Genomic DNA, 16,089 nt, shown 5'->3' on the forward strand with positions numbered 1-16,089 from the left:
AGCGCTGCGACGCCGGCCTGGCGGCGGTGCTCCAGCCACCCGGCCGCCGCGGCGGGCTGGCGGGTACCGTGCGGGCCACTCGCATGCCGCACATTCTGGACGGGAACTGAGAATCGGCGACTTATTCTTCCGAAGGGGTGACGGGAGCTGATTCAAGGGGAAGGATAGTGATCGTGACTGAGCACACATCTTCCCCTCTCGACGAGAGCGACCCGTCCCTTCCCACCCTCAAGCCCAGCCTGGCGGCCGGTGCGGTCGTCGATGCGCACGATCCCGGTTACAGCTTCCCGGCGGATCCTCTCAGCCGCGCGCGGCTGGAGGACTGGCAGGACCACAAGTTCGGCATCATCATGCACTGGGGCATCTACACCTCCCAGGGCCTGGGTGACAGCTGGACCCTGTGCCGGTCCCGCGACGAGGAGATGATGCTCCTTCCACCCGGGTTCGAGGGGGACGACGATGCCTGGGAGGAGCAGTACAAAGCCGCCCGCACGGAATTCACCGGAGAGGACTACGATCCGGAGGACTGGGCCGCGCTCGCCCGCGCCGCGGGGGCGAAGTACCTCGTCTTCACGTCCAAGCATCATGACGGCTTCAACATGTTCGACACCGCCCTCTCGGACTTCAAGGTCACCGCGGAGGACGTCCCGCTGGGCCGCGACGTCCTCGCCGAGACTTTTGACGCCTTCCGAGCCCAGGGGCTGGAAACCGGCGTCTACTTCTCGAAGGCCGACTGGAACCACCCGGGCTACTGGTCGCCGGCCGGCACCACCGTGGACCGCTTCCACAACTACGACGCCGAGGCGGATCCCGAGCGCTGGCAGAGCTTCGTGGACTTCACCCAGGCGCAGATCGAGGAACTCCTCAGCGGCTACGGACCCGTCAACGTGCTCTGGCTGGACGCCGGATGGGTCTTCGCTCCATTCGAACCGATCGACATCGACCGGATCGCCGCCCGGGCGAGGGAGCTTCAGCCAGGGATTCTCGTCGTCGACCGGGAGGTCCACGGTCCGAATGAGGACTATCGCACTCCCGAGCAGCGCATCCCGGATCACCGGCCGGCCTACCCGTGGGAATCATGCGTGACCCTCTCGGACAACTGGACGTCTCTCTCCCCGGACGAGCAGGCCAAGGACCCCCGTGAAGTGGTGGACATGCTGGTGAAGGTGGTCGCTCGAGGCGGCAACCTCCTGCTGGGTGTCGGGCCCGATCCCACCGGCGCGATCCCGCCGTCCATCCGCGAGGCCCTCGAGGTCATCGGGGTGTGGCTTGAGGAGTTCGGACCGGCCCTGTACGGGACCCGTGCCGTGACCGAGGGTCTGGTGCCCGGCAATGGCCTCTCCGAGAGCTGGGAGGATGGCGGCACCACGTGGTGGCTGACCGAGACACCCTCGGAGGCCGGCGCACCCGGCCGGCTCCACCTGATCACTCTCGACGGCCCCGCCAACGGCGTCAGGATCCCGCTGGCCCGTGACGTGGCCGAGGTCCGAGGGCTGGGCGGAGCCACGATCACCGACTGGGACCAGGATGCCGACGGCGTCCTCAGCGTGGCCCTGCGCGAGAGCGCCGAGGGGCTGGAAGGCCGTCCGGCGGCGGACGGCGAAGCAGCGGCGGAGGATCCCGCGCTGGGGGCGCGCGGCGTCGTCATTCAGTTCGCGTGACCCGCCTCGCTGAGTTCGGGGGGTCGTTCCGAGAGCGGTGACTGCAGCCGCCGAGTTCGGAACGAACCCCCGAACTCGGCGGCTCCGCCGCGCCCCGGCGGACGCTCGGGCAAACAAGATTGGGCAAACCAAATCGGGCAAACAAAAGAGCCCCGGTTTCCCGGGGCTCGATTGGCGGAGACGGGGGGATTTGAACCCCCGGTCGAGTTTAACCCCGACCCTTCATTAGCAGTGAAGTCCATTCGGCCGCTCTGGCACGTCTCCTCGCTATTTGCTAGCCATGCAAGAGTACCGAAGCGCCCGCCGCAACGCAAAACGACGCGGCCCTCCTCGCGAGATGCCAGTTGGGCACGGTGCGGCTGCGCAACACTGTGCTCAACTGGCCTCTCGCGAGGGGAGCAGGACGCCGCTCAGCCGGGCAGTTGACCCGTCAGTGCCTTCCACAGGAAGTGCTGGTTGCGGGCTTGCAGCGCCGCGGCCTGGCGGTTGTCGGAGGCGCCGGCATGGCCGCCCTCGATGGTCTCGTGGTACCAGACGTTCGGCACGCCCATCGCCTGCATCCGCGCGGCCATCTTCCGGGCCTGGACGGGCCCGACCCGGTCGTCCGACGTGCTCGACCAGATGAACGAATGCGGGTAGTCGACGGCGTCGCGCAGCAGGTGATACGGCGAGAACGTCTTGATGAACTCCCACTGCTCGGGGTCCTCGGGGTCGCCGTACTCGGCGATCCACGAGGCGCCCGCGGACAGCTTCGTGTACCGGCGCATGTCCAGAAGCGGCACGCCGCAGGACACCGCGCCGAACAGCTCGGGGTACTGCGTCAGCATGTTGCCCACCAGGAGGCCGCCGTTGGACCCGCCCGCGCAGCCGAGGAGCCGCGGCGAGGTCACGTCGCGGTTCACCAGATCCTTCGCGACGGCGGCGAAATCCTCATACGCCCGGTGGCGCTTCTCCTGCAGGGCGGCGGTGTGCCAGGACGGTCCGTATTCGCCTCCGCCACGGATGTTGGCCACCACGTAGACGCCGCCGCGCTCCAGCCAGGCCCGGCCCACCACGCCGCTGTACGCCGGGGTCCGGGACACCTCGAATCCCCCGTAGCCGCTCAGCTGGGTGACATTGGTGCCGTCCAGCACGAGGTCCTTCCGGGCCACCTGGAAGTACGGGACGCGCGTGCCGTCCGCGGAGACGGCGAAGTGCTGCTCGACGGCATAGTCGTCCTCCTGGAAGAACGACGGCGCGCGCTTGATCTCCGCGTGCTCGCCGCCGACGGTGCCGCGCGTCAGCGTCGTGGGCGTCAGGAAGCCGGTGGCCACGAGCCAGTAGTCGTCGCCCTCCGTCTCGTCCTCGTCATCCACGGCGTAGGCGTTGACATCGTGCAACGGCGGGCAGGCGTCCAGGAGGTCCGAGGGCCACTCGCCGCCGGCGCCTTCGTCCGTGGCCTCGCCCACGCCGGCGTCAACCGCGCCGCCGGTCGGGGGCGTCAGGACCCTGATCTGCGACGACACGTCCACGAGCAGGTTCAGGAGCAGGTGGTTCCGGGTCCAGCTGTAGGACTGCAGGGAGGTCCGGGAATCAGGTTCGAACAGGACGGTCAGCTCACGGGAGCCGTCCAGCCAGTCGTCGAGGCGCGCCACGAGGAGCGAGCCTGCGGCGTAGTCCGCGCCGCCCACGGTCCAGGGATCGCGTGGCCGGAAGAGGATCCATTCGTGGTGCCAGGCGGTGCTGACGGTGCCCGGCTTGTCGATCCGGACCCAGGCCCCGTCGCGCCACAGTGAGATCTCGTCGTTGAAGAAGTCCACGTAGTCGACTGCGGCCAGTCGTTCGAAGCCGGGCGTCGAATCCCGGGAGACGGAGGCGAGCATGTGGTCGTCCGGCACCTCGAAGAGCTGCTCCGCGTCCGACAGCGGCGTGCCCCGGCGCCAGCGGGCACTCGTCCGCGGGTAGGAGGACTGCGTCGCGGGGCGGCCTTCCGCCGTCGTGCTGACGAGGAGGGTGTCCTCGTCCTCCCAGCTCACGTGGCCCTTGGCGGTGGGCAGCACGAAACCGTCCGGCAGGAAGGCCCGGGTTTCGAGGTCGAACTCGCGGTAGGTGACCGCGTCGCCGCCGTCGGGGGAGAGCCCGATCATGGCGTGACGCCACTCCTCACCGGGCGCCGGGCGGAGGAACGTGGCGCCGTGCCAGACCCACTCCGCGCCTTCCTCGGCCGCCAGCGCGTCGACGTCGAGCAGCACATCCCAGTCCGGCGTGGCGGTCAGGTAGCTCTCCCAGGTGGTCCGCCGCCACAAGCCCTTGGGGTGTTCGCCGTCCCGCCAGAAGTTGTAGTACCAGCGGCCCCGTTTGCCGACCATCGGGATGCGATCCGTCGAGTCCAGGACCTCCAGCAGGCGGTCCTGGAGCTGATGGAACTCGGTATCGTCCAGGACCTCCTCGGTGCGGGCGTTCTGCTCCCGCACCCAGGCGAGCGGCCCCTCCCCATGGATCTCTTCCAGCCAGATGTTCTCGTCCACCACGTCATGTGCCGTCATGGATTCATCCTAGACAGAGGCCCCCGCATTCGGGTCCCCGGTGACACGGGGCGACGTCGGGGGAGCGCCGGGCGAGCGCCCGTCCCTGACCGGGCCGAGCCGGTCGCGGGAGCCCCGGCCCATTAGGCTTATCCCATGTCAGGGGATTCGGTGCGTCGTGTGGTGGTCATCGGTGCTGGGCCGCGCGGCAGCAGCGTCGTGGAGCGTCTGGCCGCCAACTGGAAGGCCCGCCGTGAGGACGGCGCCCTCGACGCCGGCGCCCGCCTCGAAGTGCATCTCGTGGACCCGTATCCGGCCGGTTCGGGCCACGTGTGGCAGCCCGGTCAGTCCCGGCTGTTCCTCATGAACACTCAGAGTTTCTTCCCCACCCTCATCCCCGAGGGCCCCGATCTGGCGGCCCCTCTCGCCGGTGCCAGCTTCAACGCCTGGCGTGCCGCCGTCGCCGCGGGCCAGGAGGACGCACGGGATCCGCTGAGTGACGACGAGCGGGCCGAGCTGGTCGCCCTCGGTTCAGACACCTTTCCCAGCCGCGCGCTGTACGGGCGGTACCTCGAGGAGACGCTTGCCGCCGTCGTCGGGCGGATCGAGAGCGACCCGCTGCTGGAGGGCTTCCACCTGGTGCAGCACCGGACTGAGGCCCACGCCGTCCGGCGGACCGGGGATGCGGGATTCGTGGTCGATCTCCACGAGGGGAGGATCGCCGCGGACCGCGTCGTCCTGGCGCTCGGTCACGTCCCCGCCCAGCTCAACCCGGAGCAGCGGGAGCTGTACCGGGCCGCGCAGGAACTCGGGCTCAGCTACTTCCCGCCCGCGTGCCCGGCGGACGTGGACTGGTCGCTCGTGCCTGGGGGCGAACCCGTGCTCGTGCGCGGCATGGGCCTGAACTTCTTCGACGTCATGGGCCAGCTCACCGAAGGGCGCGGCGGGCGCTTCGAACGGCGCGACGGCGAGCTCCACTACCTGCCGAGCGGCCACGAACCGGTCATCCACGCGGCGAGCCGCCGGGGCGGGCCGTACAAGGCCAAGGCGCAGATCGCGAGCTACTACCCGAAGGAACGCGGTCTCCGGTACCTCACCGAGGCGGCGGTTCAGCGCTTCCGGCGGTCCGGCGTCAAGCCCGGTTTCGGACACGACCTGTGGCCGCTGCTGCAGCGCGATGTGCTGTGGGCCTATTACGACACCCTGGTGACCTCCGATCCCAACGCGATCCGGGACGCGGCCGAGTTCCTGGACCAGCTCACGGAGCTGCTCCGCCCGCATGCGCACAACCCCGAGGACTGGATGGTCCCGGTCACGGCGCTGATCGAGCGATGCGTGCCGGAGCGGTTGCGTCTGAATCTTCGCGCGCTGGCCTCCCCGTTCGCTCTGCAGCGCTTCGAGTCCTCCGCCGACTTCGACGCGGCGGTGGTGCGCACCCTCGACGAGGACGTGCGCCGCTCCGCGGCGGGGGAGAAGGACCCTGTGAAGAGCGCCGTGCTCATCCTGCATGCGGGCCGCTCGCTGCTGAAGGACGCGGTGGCCGACGGCGGGATCACCGAGGAATCCTGGGTGACGGAACTGCGGGGCCGCTTCGAGTCGCTCGTAGAAGGCCTGGCGAGTGGCCCGCCCGCACTGCGCATCGAGCAGCTGGCCGCGCTGGCCCGCGCCGGCGTCGTGCACTTCGTGGGACCGGAACCGCGATTCACCGTGGACCGCGCGGCCGGCTTGTTCCAGGCCTCGTCCCCTTGGGTCGAAGGCAGCGAGGTCCGTGCCCGGACCCTGGTGGAGGCCCTGGCCCCGGCCAACCGCGTCTCCGCCGCGGCGTCGCCTCTGCTCCGCCAGCTGCTGGACGACGGTCTGGTCCGCACGAGACTCATGATGCGTCCCGAAGGCGGCCCGACGGAGGCGTCCGGCCTCGACGTCGTGGCGCACCCCTACCGGGCCGTGGCGGCCAACGGCGAGGTTCAGGAGGATCTGCATGTCCTCAGCCTTCAGCTCTCCTCGGTGCAGTGGGGTGTGGCGATCGCCGCGGAGGCCTTCTCGGCCGGAACGGACGGCGAGCCCACGGAGCTGTTCCGCAGCGGTCAGCGCACCCTGCGCGACGCCGACGAGATCGCCCGGGCGGTCCTCAGCACGTTCTGAGCGCAGCACCTTCTGAACACAAAGCACGTTCTGAACACAAGACAAGGGCCGGTCCCGATCGCGGCGTGCGATCGGAACCGGCCCTTGTCATCACCTCAGGTGACGGGCGGTCAGCCCTTCACGGTGCAGGCGATGTAATTGATCCAGGCCAGGCCGTACTTGATCCAGCCCGCCACGTCCCACCAGTGCTTCGGCGGAACAGGCTTGGTGCAGGTCGGCTGCGGCACGTCGGTCTTGGCGACGGTGACGCTGAGCTTCACCGTGGTGCCCGACTCGGCGGCCTTCAGCTGAAGGACACCCGCACCCGCCGCGGCGCCGGCCGGAACGGCCAGGCTCACGGTGGCCGCGCCAGCGGAGACCGGAACGGCGCCCAGTGCGGTGACCTTGCCGGCGGCGTCGGTGAAGGTGGCCTCGAGCGAGGTGTTCACCGGGCTGCCCAACGAGGTGAGATCCAGCTTCGACACCGCGGCCTGGATCTTCTCCCCGGCCTTCACGTTCGCCGGCGTGGAGTTCACCACGGCCACGCTGCGACGGGCGAAGTCCGGGGACACCGGGGAGTTGGCCTTGAGGAAGGCCATCCAGGCGTCACGGTCCACCAGGCCGGAGTCACGGGTGTTGGCGCCGTCCTTGAAGACCCGGAAGTTGTCGCCACCGGTGGCCAGGAAGCTGAACGTCCCGACCCGGTAGGACTTGGCCGGATCCAGCGGCTGGCCGTTGACCAGGATGGAGGTCACACGGTCACCCGCGGGACGGGCGGCGTCGTAGGTGTAGTTGACGTTCTTGGAGAGGCCCAGCTGCAGGTACGGGCGGCTCGGCACGGTGCCGTCCGGGTTGGTCTGCCACTGCTGCTCCAGGAGCGTCTTGAACTGGGCGCCCGTCAGGGACGTGGTCCAGAGGTTGTTCACGAACGGCAGCACCGCGTTGGCCTGGGCGTAGGTGATGGTGCCGTCCGCGCCGTAGTACAGCTCGTTGCGCAGGCCGCCGGGGTTGACCACGCCGATCTCGGCGCCGCCCACCGTGGGGTCCTTGAGCGAGGCGACCAGCGAGTCGGCCACCAGGTTGCCCAGCGTGGATTCGCTGGAACGGTCGTCACGCACCGGGGCGCCCGTGGTCGGATCCTTGGTGAAGGCGGTGGTGATGTCCTTGGTCACCTTGCCCACCGGCTGATTGCCGACGACGGCGGCGTCCGCGAGTGCCTTCTTCACGATCGTGTCGACCTCCTTCACGCGGGGGTAGGCCGCGATGAGGTCGGCGGCGGCGTCCGTGGTGCGGGCGACGTTACGGGCCGAGTACGCGGAGACCTGCTTCGTGGCGAGGTCCACGGTCAGCTCGATCTGGCCGATGTTCGCGCCGTAGCTGCCGGTCTGGACCACGGGGCGGGTCTTGCCGTCCTGGCCGGGGACGGGACCGTCCCAGGCGTATTCCTTGTGGGTGTGACCCGTGAAGATGGCGCCGACAGCAGGGCTGGTCTCGGTTACGATCTTGGCGAACGCCCCACCGGCGGCGACCTCCTGCTGGAGGGTCGCGCCGTCCGGGGTGCCGGCTCCGGCGCCCTCGTGGTACTCGGCGACGATCACGTCGGCGAGCTTGCCGTCCTTGATCTTCGCGGCCACGCGGTTCACGGCGTCCACCGGATCACCGAAGTCGAGATCGGCGATGCCGGCCGGAGTGACCAGGGAGGGGACCTCCTGGGTCACGGCGCCGATCACGGCCACCTTCACGCCGTTCAGGGTGAGGATCTCGTATTCGGGCAGCGCCGGTTCCTGCGTGCCCTTCTTGTACACGTTCGCGCCCAGGTACGGGAACTTGGCGTTCGACCCGCCCGCGATCACGCGGTCGCGCAGGTCGGCCCAGCCGCCGTCGAACTCGTGGTTGCCCACCGCGGAGGCGGTGAGGCCGAGCGTGTTGAGCACGTCGATGGTGGGCTGGTCCTTCGCCATGGAGGAGGCGAAGAGGGAAGCGCCGATGTTGTCACCTGCGGAGACGAAAGCGGTGCTGCCCGGGGTGGCGGCGGCGCGGAGCTTCTCCAGGGTGCCGGCCACGTTGACGGTGTTGTTGTCGATGCGGCCGTGGAAGTCGTTCACGCCGAGCAGGTTCACCTTCGCGCTGGTGGGCGCGGGGGTGGTGTTCAGGCCCACGATCACCGGATCGTGGTCGCTGGAACGGTACTGGTCCGGGGCGTAGAAGTTGGTGACGTTGTAGTTCCAGCGGCTGTACTCCAGCGCCACGGACTCCACGGAGTTGATGTTCCAGATGTCCGCGCCGTTGACCAGCTTCTCCGCCGCCGGGGAGGCGAAGATGTGGTCGAGTGAGCCGACGAGCCCGCCGAACAGGTAGGAGTGCTTCTGGGATCCGTCGGCGTTCTTGGCCTTGCCGTCCTGGTCGACGTAGCCGGCGTCCGTGAGGACGTTCAGCGGGTCTTCCTTGCTGTAGGCGTTGAAGTCACCGATGAGGAAGACCTTGTCGGTGCCCTTGTCCTTCGTCAGGGTGTCCACGAAGCCGAGCAGCGACTTGGCCTGTGCGACGCGGGCGAGGTTGGACGCGCCCTGTCCCTTGTCCGTGTCGTCCGGAGTGGCCGCGGAGCCTTTGGACTTGAAGTGGTTGGCGACAGCGATGAATTCCTGCGCCGGAGTGCCGCCGAGAGGCTTGAACACCTGGGCCAACGGCTTGCGGGCACTCGCGAAAGCGGTGGTGTCGTTGTGGATGACGGATTCGCCCACCGGTTCGGCCACGGCCTTCTTGTAGATGAAGGCGGTCCGGATGACGTCCTCATCGCTCAGCGGCGGGAGCGCCGAGGGGCTGCGGACGTAGTCCCAGGTGCCCGGCTTCGCCTCGTTGAGCGCGGTGACCAGCTTGGCCAGTGCGTCGTCGCGGGTCTTGCCGAACTTGGCGGAGTTCTCCACCTCCATGAGGGTCACGACGTCGGCGCCGGAACCGTTGATCGCGGCGACGATCTTGTCCTGCTGGCGCTTGAAGTGCTCCGCGGTGGCGGCGCCGCGGGCGTCGCAGCCGCCCTTGACGGTGACGGGCGCGCCGTCGCGGTCGGTGTAGTACTGGCAGCCGCTCAGGCTGTCACCCGTGGTGGGGAAGAAGTTCAGGACGTTGAACGAAGCGAGCTTGAGGTTGCCGCCCACCGCGTTCGGCACATCGGCGCGGGTGTTGCCGAAGGAGACCGGCTGCACGGTGTCGGCGGTCGCCGGGGTGAGGTGCTCGAGGGGCTCGAAGCGCCAGGCGTTGTTGCCGTAGCCGAGGATGACGTTGGTCTTGAACGTCACCGGGGCGCCCACGCGGACCGGGTCCTTGGTGGACAGGTACGGCAGGGGGAGTGCCTTCGTGGTGGCGTTGGACAGGAAGTTGGTGGTGGCGCCGTCGTCCAGCTTGATGGTGCGTGCCTGGTTGTCGTCCGCCACGGCCGTGTTCTCGGCGGTGCCGTACGGCGCCACGGCGTTCGGCTGGACCGCGGGGGTCTTGCCGGCGGCGAGGGTGAGTTCGCCGTACTGGTTCGCGGAGAAGTTGTCGGAGAGCGTGTAATCGCCGGACGGGGCGAGCACCATGCCTTCGAGGGACTCACGGAAGGTCTCGCTGGCCGGGAGCGCGAAGTGCGTGGCCTTGACCTCGGGAGCGGCGTCGGTGAGCTTGGTCAGCGAGGCGGCGTCCGTGACGTTCACCTGGGTCTGGCCGAAGTATTCGCTGACGGTGCCGGAGACCTGCACGTAGTCGCCGATCGCGACCGAGCCGACCGTCGCGGGCGAGTAGACGAACACCGCGTCGGACGCCTTGTGGCTGTCCTCGGTCAGGTCGCCGCCGGTGCCCGGGGTCTGGAGGTAGTAGCCGTTGAGGCCACCGGTCGCGTAGCGGGCGGTGACCTTGCCCTTGGTGGTCACGCTCTGGCCGACCAGCGGGCTCGTGGGGCCGGTGCCTTGGATCTCGGCGATCGTGGCGGTGCCGCCCGGCGTCGGGGTCGGGGTGGGCGTGGGTGTCGGATCCGGACCGCCCGTCCCAGCCGACGGCGTCGGGGTGATCGAGGCGCTCAGGCTGAAGTCCGCCGAGTTGTCGTTGGTGTCCGCGTGGTTGCTGCGGGTGAGCGCCTTGACGTCCGTGTTCGACGACGGCGCGGTGGCCGCCTTGACCTCGTACGTGTTGCTCGTGCCGTAGCCGAGGAGGTCGGCGACGTTGGTGGGCTCCACCTGGCTGCCGGTGCCGAGGCCGCTGAGGGCGGTGGCCTGGCGGGCCAGGATGACGGTGCCCGTGGTGCCGGACGGGTTGAACGACGGCGCGTCCTGGTCCGGGGTGGGCAGCTCCGCCGCCGTGGACGCCGCGTTGTTGCTGCCGCCCTTGATGAGGAACGTCCCCTTGGCGGGGATGCTGCCCCGGAGCGCGGTCACGGAGTTGGGGGCGGCGGTCCCGGAGCCGGAACGGTACTGGAGCGACCAGCCGTCCAGTGACACGGGTGCGTCCGTGGAGTTGTACAGCTCCACGAACTTGTTGCGGTAGGCAGCCCCTGCGCTGCCTCCGCTCAGATAAGCCTCATCGATGATGACGGAGGAGGTGCCCGGTGTGGCGACCGTGTTGACCAGCGCGAAGGCCGGCGCGGTCGCCAGAGGTGCCGCGATCAACGCGGCGGTCAGGGCACTCCCCAAGGTTGCTTTCGCAAGCGAGTGATTCATGGGGTTCTTTCTGTCCAGAGATCGGGTGTGATCCGGTGTCCTGTGGCGGACTGAGGGCTCGGACCGCCAGCAGGAAAGCGAGGGGTCCGTAGCCTAGTCCACCAAGAGAGAGTTAACTCCGGGTTGCGGGGAAAAGAAACTGTTGTTTCAGGATTCGGCGCGAAAAAAATCCTGTGCCGTCGCCGCCCGCGGAGGCGGGGACGGCACAGGACCGGACAGGTCTCAGACGAGCGACTGGTGCAGCATGAAGACCGCGCCGGACGGATCGGTGACCCGTGCGTGACGGCCATGCGGGTCGTCCCGCGGCTCCTCCAGCACCCGGCCGCCGAGCTCGGTGACCTTCCGGGCGGCGTTGTCGGCGTTGTCCACCACGAGGTAGATGAGCCAGTGCGACGGCACTCCCTCGGGGAGGAACTTCGCGGCGTCGAACAGTCCGGCACGCGCCTGATCGCCTTCGCCGAGTGTGCTGTAGCGGAAGTCCTCGGTGTCCTCCATGACGGAGATGTCCCAGCCGAAGGCCTTGCGGTAGAAATCCACCGCGGCGTCGTAATTCCGGCTCGCCAGTTCGTGCCAGCCGACGGCGCCCGGCTCGTTGGCCAGGGAGTAGCCGCCGTGGGCGAGGGGCTCCCACACGCCGACGAAGGCGCCGGACGGATCCTCGGCGATCGCCATGACGCCCATCTCGGGGACGGTCATAGGAGGCACGACGACCTGTCCGCCCGCTGCGGTGATCGCCGCGGCGGTGGCCTCGGCGTCGTCGCTCTTGAGGTAGATGCCCCAGGTGCTCGGCATCTCCTGCTGGTCCGGCTGCTTGGCCATGAGGCCGGCCACGCGGCGGCCGTCCTTGGACGCGGTCACGTAGCCGCCGTACTTCTCCTCATCACCGCTTTCGAAGGTCCAGCCCAGGAGTTCGCCGTAGAACTTCTTGGCTGCTTCCACGTCATCCGTCATCAGATCGGCCCAGCAGGGATCACCGGGAGCGAAAGTAGGGGTGGTCATGATGCGCTCGCTTTCTAGGGAAGTGCCGCCGTGCGCCGGCGGACCAGGGTGGGCCGCGCCCGTGTTCCCTGATAGTGATGACGCTAACGCCGGGGTCCGACATTCTTCAACGGTTCGCTGCCGACCGGTGGATGAACTCCTGGCGGCCCGGGCCGGGAGCCGGGTGTGAGCGGCGGCCGGGCATGAAAAAAGGGCCCCGGAACCTGATGGTTCCGGGGCCCTAGTCCGCGGAAGGTATGGGATTTGAACCCATGAGACGGGGTTACCGCCTACTGGTTTTCAAGACCAGCTCCTTCGGCCGCTCGGACAACCTTCCCTGCGTCAAAGTGTTTCACAGCGCGGACGCGCGCTCCAAACGTGCACGGCGCCGCCGGGGGAGCCGCGCACATGAGGCGCCGTGCACAATAGCCGCCGTGCACAATAGACGGGGGGCCAGAGCGTCCAGAGGAGAGTGGAGACCATGCGAGCCGTCCAGATCACCGAGCCGGGAGGCCCGGAAGTCCTGCGGGTGACCGAGATGCCGGATCCGGTGCCCGGTCCGGGAGAGGTCCTGATCGACGTCGTCGCGGCCGGGCTGAACCGGGCCGACGTGCAGCAGCGCCGTGGGTTCTACCCGCCGCCAGCCGGCGCCTCCGACATCCCCGGCCTCGAGGTCTCCGGCCGCATCGCGGGCTTCGGCCCCGGCGTCTCTCGCCCGTTCGCCGTGGGGGAGAAGGTGGTGGCCCTGCTGTCCGGTGGCGGTTACGCCTCGAAGGTCGCGGTGCCCGCCGGCCAGGTGATCCGGATCCCGGAGGGCGTGGACCTGGTGACCGCGGCGGGCCTTCCCGAGGTCGCGGCGACGGTGTACTCCAATCTCTACATGACGGCCGGGCTGCAGGAGGGCGAGACCGTCCTCATCCACGGGGCGACCGGCGGGATCGGCGCCTTCGCCATCCAGCTCGCGAAGGCCTTGGGCGCGGTCGTCGCCACGACGGCGGGCAGCGCCGAGAAGGTCGCCACCGCCCGGGGCTTCCTCGGCGCGGACGTCGCGATCGACTACACGACGCAGAGCTTCCCGGAGGCCCTGCGGGAAGCGAACGGCGGGCATGGCGCGGACGTGATCCTCGACGTCGTCGGCGCCAAGTATCTCTCCGCCAACCTCGACGCGCTGGAGGTGCACGGCCGTCTCGTGGTGATCGGCCTGCAGGGCGGCGCCCGCGGCGAGCTGGACCTGGGCGCGCTCCTGAGCAAGCGCGCGGCCGTCATCGGCACCACGCTGCGCGCGCGTCCGGTGGAGGAGAAGACGGCCATCATGGACGCCGTGCGGGAGGTGGTCTGGCCGCTGATCGCCGACGGTTCCGTCCGCCCGCTGGTCGCGCGGACGTTCCCGCTGGCCGAGGTGGCCGAAGCACACCGGTACTTCGATTCCGGTCAGCACACAGGGAAAATCCTGTTGACCATGTGACGTGTCTCTGAACTAGGGTGCCTAGTGGGACCGCTGCAGCACTGCACGGTCGCATCCGCTGACGTATGCACCCAGGAGGCCCCCATGAGCGGTACACGCGGCACGGGAGAGCGGGGCGGCACTCTGCCGCCCGCCGCCGTCGCACCGGAGAGACTCGACGCCGAATCCCGGCGCTGGACCCCCGCGCGGATCGCGCTGTGGGCGGCCATCGCCCTGCTCGGCGGGCTGGCGTGGGTCATGCTCGCGCTCGTCCGCGGGGAGACGGTCAACGCGATCTGGTTCGTGTTCGCCGCGGTCTGCACCTATCTGATCGCGTACCGCTTCTACTCGAAGTACCTGGAGAGGAAGCTGATCCGGCCGGATGACCGCCGGGCCACCCCAGCCGAGTACAAGGCCGACGGCAAGGACCACGTCCGCACGGACCGGAACGTCCTGTTCGGCCACCATTTCGCCGCGATCGCCGGCGCCGGCCCGCTGGTCGGTCCCGTCATCGCGGCCCAGATGGGCTACCTCCCGGGCACGATCTGGATCATCGTGGGCGTCGTGCTCGCGGGAGCGGTCCAGGACTACCTGGTGCTGTTCTTCTCCATGCGCCGCGGCGGCCGGTCCCTCGGACAGATGGCCCGCGAGGAACTCGGCGTGGTGGGCGGCACCGCGGCCCTGCTGGCGACACTGCTCATCATGGCGATCATCGTGGCCATCCTCGCGCTTGTGGTGGTCAACGCCCTCGGTGAGAGCCCCTGGGGCGTGTTCAGCGTCGCGATGACCATCCCGATCGCCCTGTTCATGGGCGTCTACCTGCGGTACATCCGGCCCGGCAAGGTCCTGGAGATCTCCATCATCGGATTCGTCCTCCTGATGGCCGCGATCATCGGCGGCGGCTGGGTGGCGCACACCGAGTGGGGCGCGGCGTTCTTCCACCTGGACAAGAGCACCATCGCCTGGGCGATCATCGTGTACGGCTTCGTCGCCGCGATCCTCCCGGTCTGGCTGCTCCTGGCCCCGCGGGACTACCTCTCGACCTTCATGAAGATCGGCGTGATCGGCCTGCTGGCCGTCGCGATCGTGGTGGTCCGACCCGAGATCAACGTCCCCGCCTTCAGCGAATTCGCGGGCCGGGACAACGGGCCGGTGTTCTCCGGCGCGCTGTTCCCGTTCCTCTTCGTCACCATCGCGTGCGGCGCCCTGTCGGGGTTCCACGCGTTGATCGCGTCCGGCACCACGCCGAAGCTGATCGAGAAAGAGCGCCAGACCCGGTACATCGGCTACGGCGGCATGCTCATGGAGTCCTTCGTCGCGATCATGGCGCTGGTGGCGGCGGTCTCGATCGACCGCGGACTCTACTTCGTCATGAACGCCCCGCTCGCCCTCACCGGCGGCACCGTGGAACAGGCCGCGCAGTGGGTGAACTCGCTCGGCCTGGCCGGGGTGAACGTGACCCCGGGTGAGCTCAAGGACGCGGCCGCGGCCGTGGGGGAGCAGACCATCATCTCCCGCTCGGGCGGTGCGCCCACCCTGGCCGTCGGCCTGGCCCACATCATGCAGCAGTTCATCGGTGGTCCGGGGATGGCGGCCTTCTGGTACCACTTCGCCATCATGTTCGAGGCGCTGTTCATCCTCACGGCCGTCGACGCCGGAACGCGCGTGGCCCGCTTCATGCTCCAGGATTCGATCGGGAACTTCGTGCCGAAGTTCAAGGACGCCTCCTGGCGTCCGGGCGCCTGGCTCTGCACGGCCATCATGGTCGCCGCCTGGGGCGCGGTCCTGATCATGGGGGTCACGGACCCGCTGGGCGGGATCAACACCCTGTTCCCGCTCTTCGGCATCGCGAACCAGCTGCTGGCCGCGATCGCCCTGGCCGTCTGCCTGGCGATCGTCGCGAAGAAGGGGAGGTTCGGAGCGCTCTGGATGGTGGCGCTGCCACTGGCCTTCACCGCGGTGGTCACGATCACCGCCAGCTTCCAGAAGATCTTCTCGACCGTCCCGGCCGTCGGGTACTTCGCGAACAATGCCGCCTTCAGCAAGGCGCTCGCGGACGGCAAGACGTCCTTCGGCACCGCGAAAACCGTGCCCGCCATGGAGGCCGTGGTCCGCAACACCATGATCCAGGGCATCCTGTCCGTGGTGTTCGTGGTCCTCGCGATCATCGTCATCATCACCGCGCTGATCGCCACGGTCCGGGCCTTCCAGGCGCACCGGGCCGGGGAAACGGTCACGGATCACGAGGACCCGTTCGTCCCGTCGAAGGTCTTCGCCCCCGCCGGCTTGATCCCCACCGCTGCCGAGCGCGAACTCGCCGCGGAGTGGGCCGAGGTGCCGGCCTCGGAGCGTCTCGCGGACGCGGGGCACCACTGATGCGTCGCAAGAGCCCGACGACGGCGGCCACCCCGCCGTCGTCAGCGGCGCCGGCGCCGTCTGCCCTGCCGGCTTCGGCCGCGCCGCCGGGCGGTGCGGAGATCCTGCCGTCCTCACCGTGGGAGCGGCTGGCACGGGGCGCCCGGTCCTTGCGGCGGGGGATCCGCGGAGTGCTCGGGGCCGACGCGTACGAGAAGTACCTCGAGTTCCACGCGGCCCACCACCCCGGTCACGAGCCGCTGAGCGAAGCGGAGTTCTGGCGGGACCGCACCGACCGGCAGGACCGGAATCCACAGGGCCGGTGCTGCTGAGCCCGT

The 16,089-nt window shown here is 69.1% G+C and carries 8 protein-coding genes and 2 tRNA genes; 5 read left to right on the forward strand and 5 right to left on the reverse strand.

What is annotated here, in order from left to right:
• The first annotated feature begins 173 nt into the window (after positions 1-173).
• On the forward strand, positions 174-1,661 hold the full coding sequence (locus QFZ52_RS01860) for an alpha-L-fucosidase (RefSeq protein ID WP_307495930.1): 1,488 nt from the start codon (positions 174-176) through the stop codon (positions 1,659-1,661).
• Positions 1,662-1,833: 172 nt separating this feature from the next.
• Here the strand turns inward: QFZ52_RS01860 and QFZ52_RS01865 are convergent.
• A tRNA-Ser gene (locus QFZ52_RS01865) sits at positions 1,834-1,925 on the reverse strand.
• A gap of 146 nt (positions 1,926-2,071) precedes the next feature.
• Complete coding sequence (locus tag QFZ52_RS01870) at positions 2,072-4,186, reverse strand: prolyl oligopeptidase family serine peptidase (RefSeq protein WP_307495931.1); 2,115 nt, start codon at positions 4,184-4,186, stop codon at positions 2,072-2,074.
• Between the two features lie 135 nt (positions 4,187-4,321).
• Here QFZ52_RS01870 and QFZ52_RS01875 point away from each other — a divergent pair, with 135 nt between their 5' ends.
• The gene (locus tag QFZ52_RS01875; RefSeq protein ID WP_307495932.1) at positions 4,322-6,307 is read left to right on the forward strand and encodes an FAD/NAD(P)-binding protein; all 1,986 of its coding nucleotides are present in this window, start codon (positions 4,322-4,324) and stop codon (positions 6,305-6,307) included.
• A 110-nt stretch (positions 6,308-6,417) separates the two neighbouring features.
• On the opposite strand, the gene QFZ52_RS01880 is transcribed toward QFZ52_RS01875, so the two are convergent.
• From QFZ52_RS01880 to QFZ52_RS01890, 3 genes are all read right to left on the reverse strand, one after another.
• Positions 6,418-10,974, reverse strand: coding sequence for an ExeM/NucH family extracellular endonuclease (locus QFZ52_RS01880; RefSeq protein ID WP_307495933.1), 4,557 nt, complete (start codon positions 10,972-10,974; stop codon positions 6,418-6,420).
• A 222-nt stretch (positions 10,975-11,196) separates the two neighbouring features.
• Complete coding sequence (locus QFZ52_RS01885) at positions 11,197-11,973, reverse strand: VOC family protein (protein ID WP_307495934.1); 777 nt, start codon at positions 11,971-11,973, stop codon at positions 11,197-11,199.
• Positions 11,974-12,201: 228 nt separating this feature from the next.
• Positions 12,202-12,289, reverse strand: a tRNA-Ser gene (locus QFZ52_RS01890).
• A 144-nt stretch (positions 12,290-12,433) separates the two neighbouring features.
• On the opposite strand from QFZ52_RS01890, the gene QFZ52_RS01895 reads away from it, so the two are divergent.
• The 3 genes from QFZ52_RS01895 to QFZ52_RS01905 all read left to right on the forward strand — a co-directional run bounded on the left by QFZ52_RS01895 (position 12,434) and on the right by QFZ52_RS01905 (position 16,083).
• The gene (locus QFZ52_RS01895) at positions 12,434-13,417 is read left to right on the forward strand and encodes an NAD(P)H-quinone oxidoreductase (RefSeq protein WP_307495935.1); all 984 of its coding nucleotides are present in this window, start codon (positions 12,434-12,436) and stop codon (positions 13,415-13,417) included.
• An 84-nt stretch (positions 13,418-13,501) separates the two neighbouring features.
• Positions 13,502-15,772, forward strand: coding sequence for a carbon starvation CstA family protein (locus tag QFZ52_RS01900; protein ID WP_307495936.1), 2,271 nt, complete (start codon positions 13,502-13,504; stop codon positions 15,770-15,772).
• Positions 15,773-15,900: 128 nt separating this feature from the next.
• The gene (locus QFZ52_RS01905; RefSeq protein WP_307498625.1) at positions 15,901-16,083 is read left to right on the forward strand and encodes a YbdD/YjiX family protein; all 183 of its coding nucleotides are present in this window, start codon (positions 15,901-15,903) and stop codon (positions 16,081-16,083) included.
• Positions 16,084-16,089 lie beyond the last annotated feature (6 nt).

Origin of the sequence: Arthrobacter woluwensis (genome assembly GCF_030816155.1) — a bacterium.
In the GTDB taxonomy this organism is placed as follows: domain Bacteria; phylum Actinomycetota; class Actinomycetes; order Actinomycetales; family Micrococcaceae; genus Arthrobacter_E; species Arthrobacter_E woluwensis_A.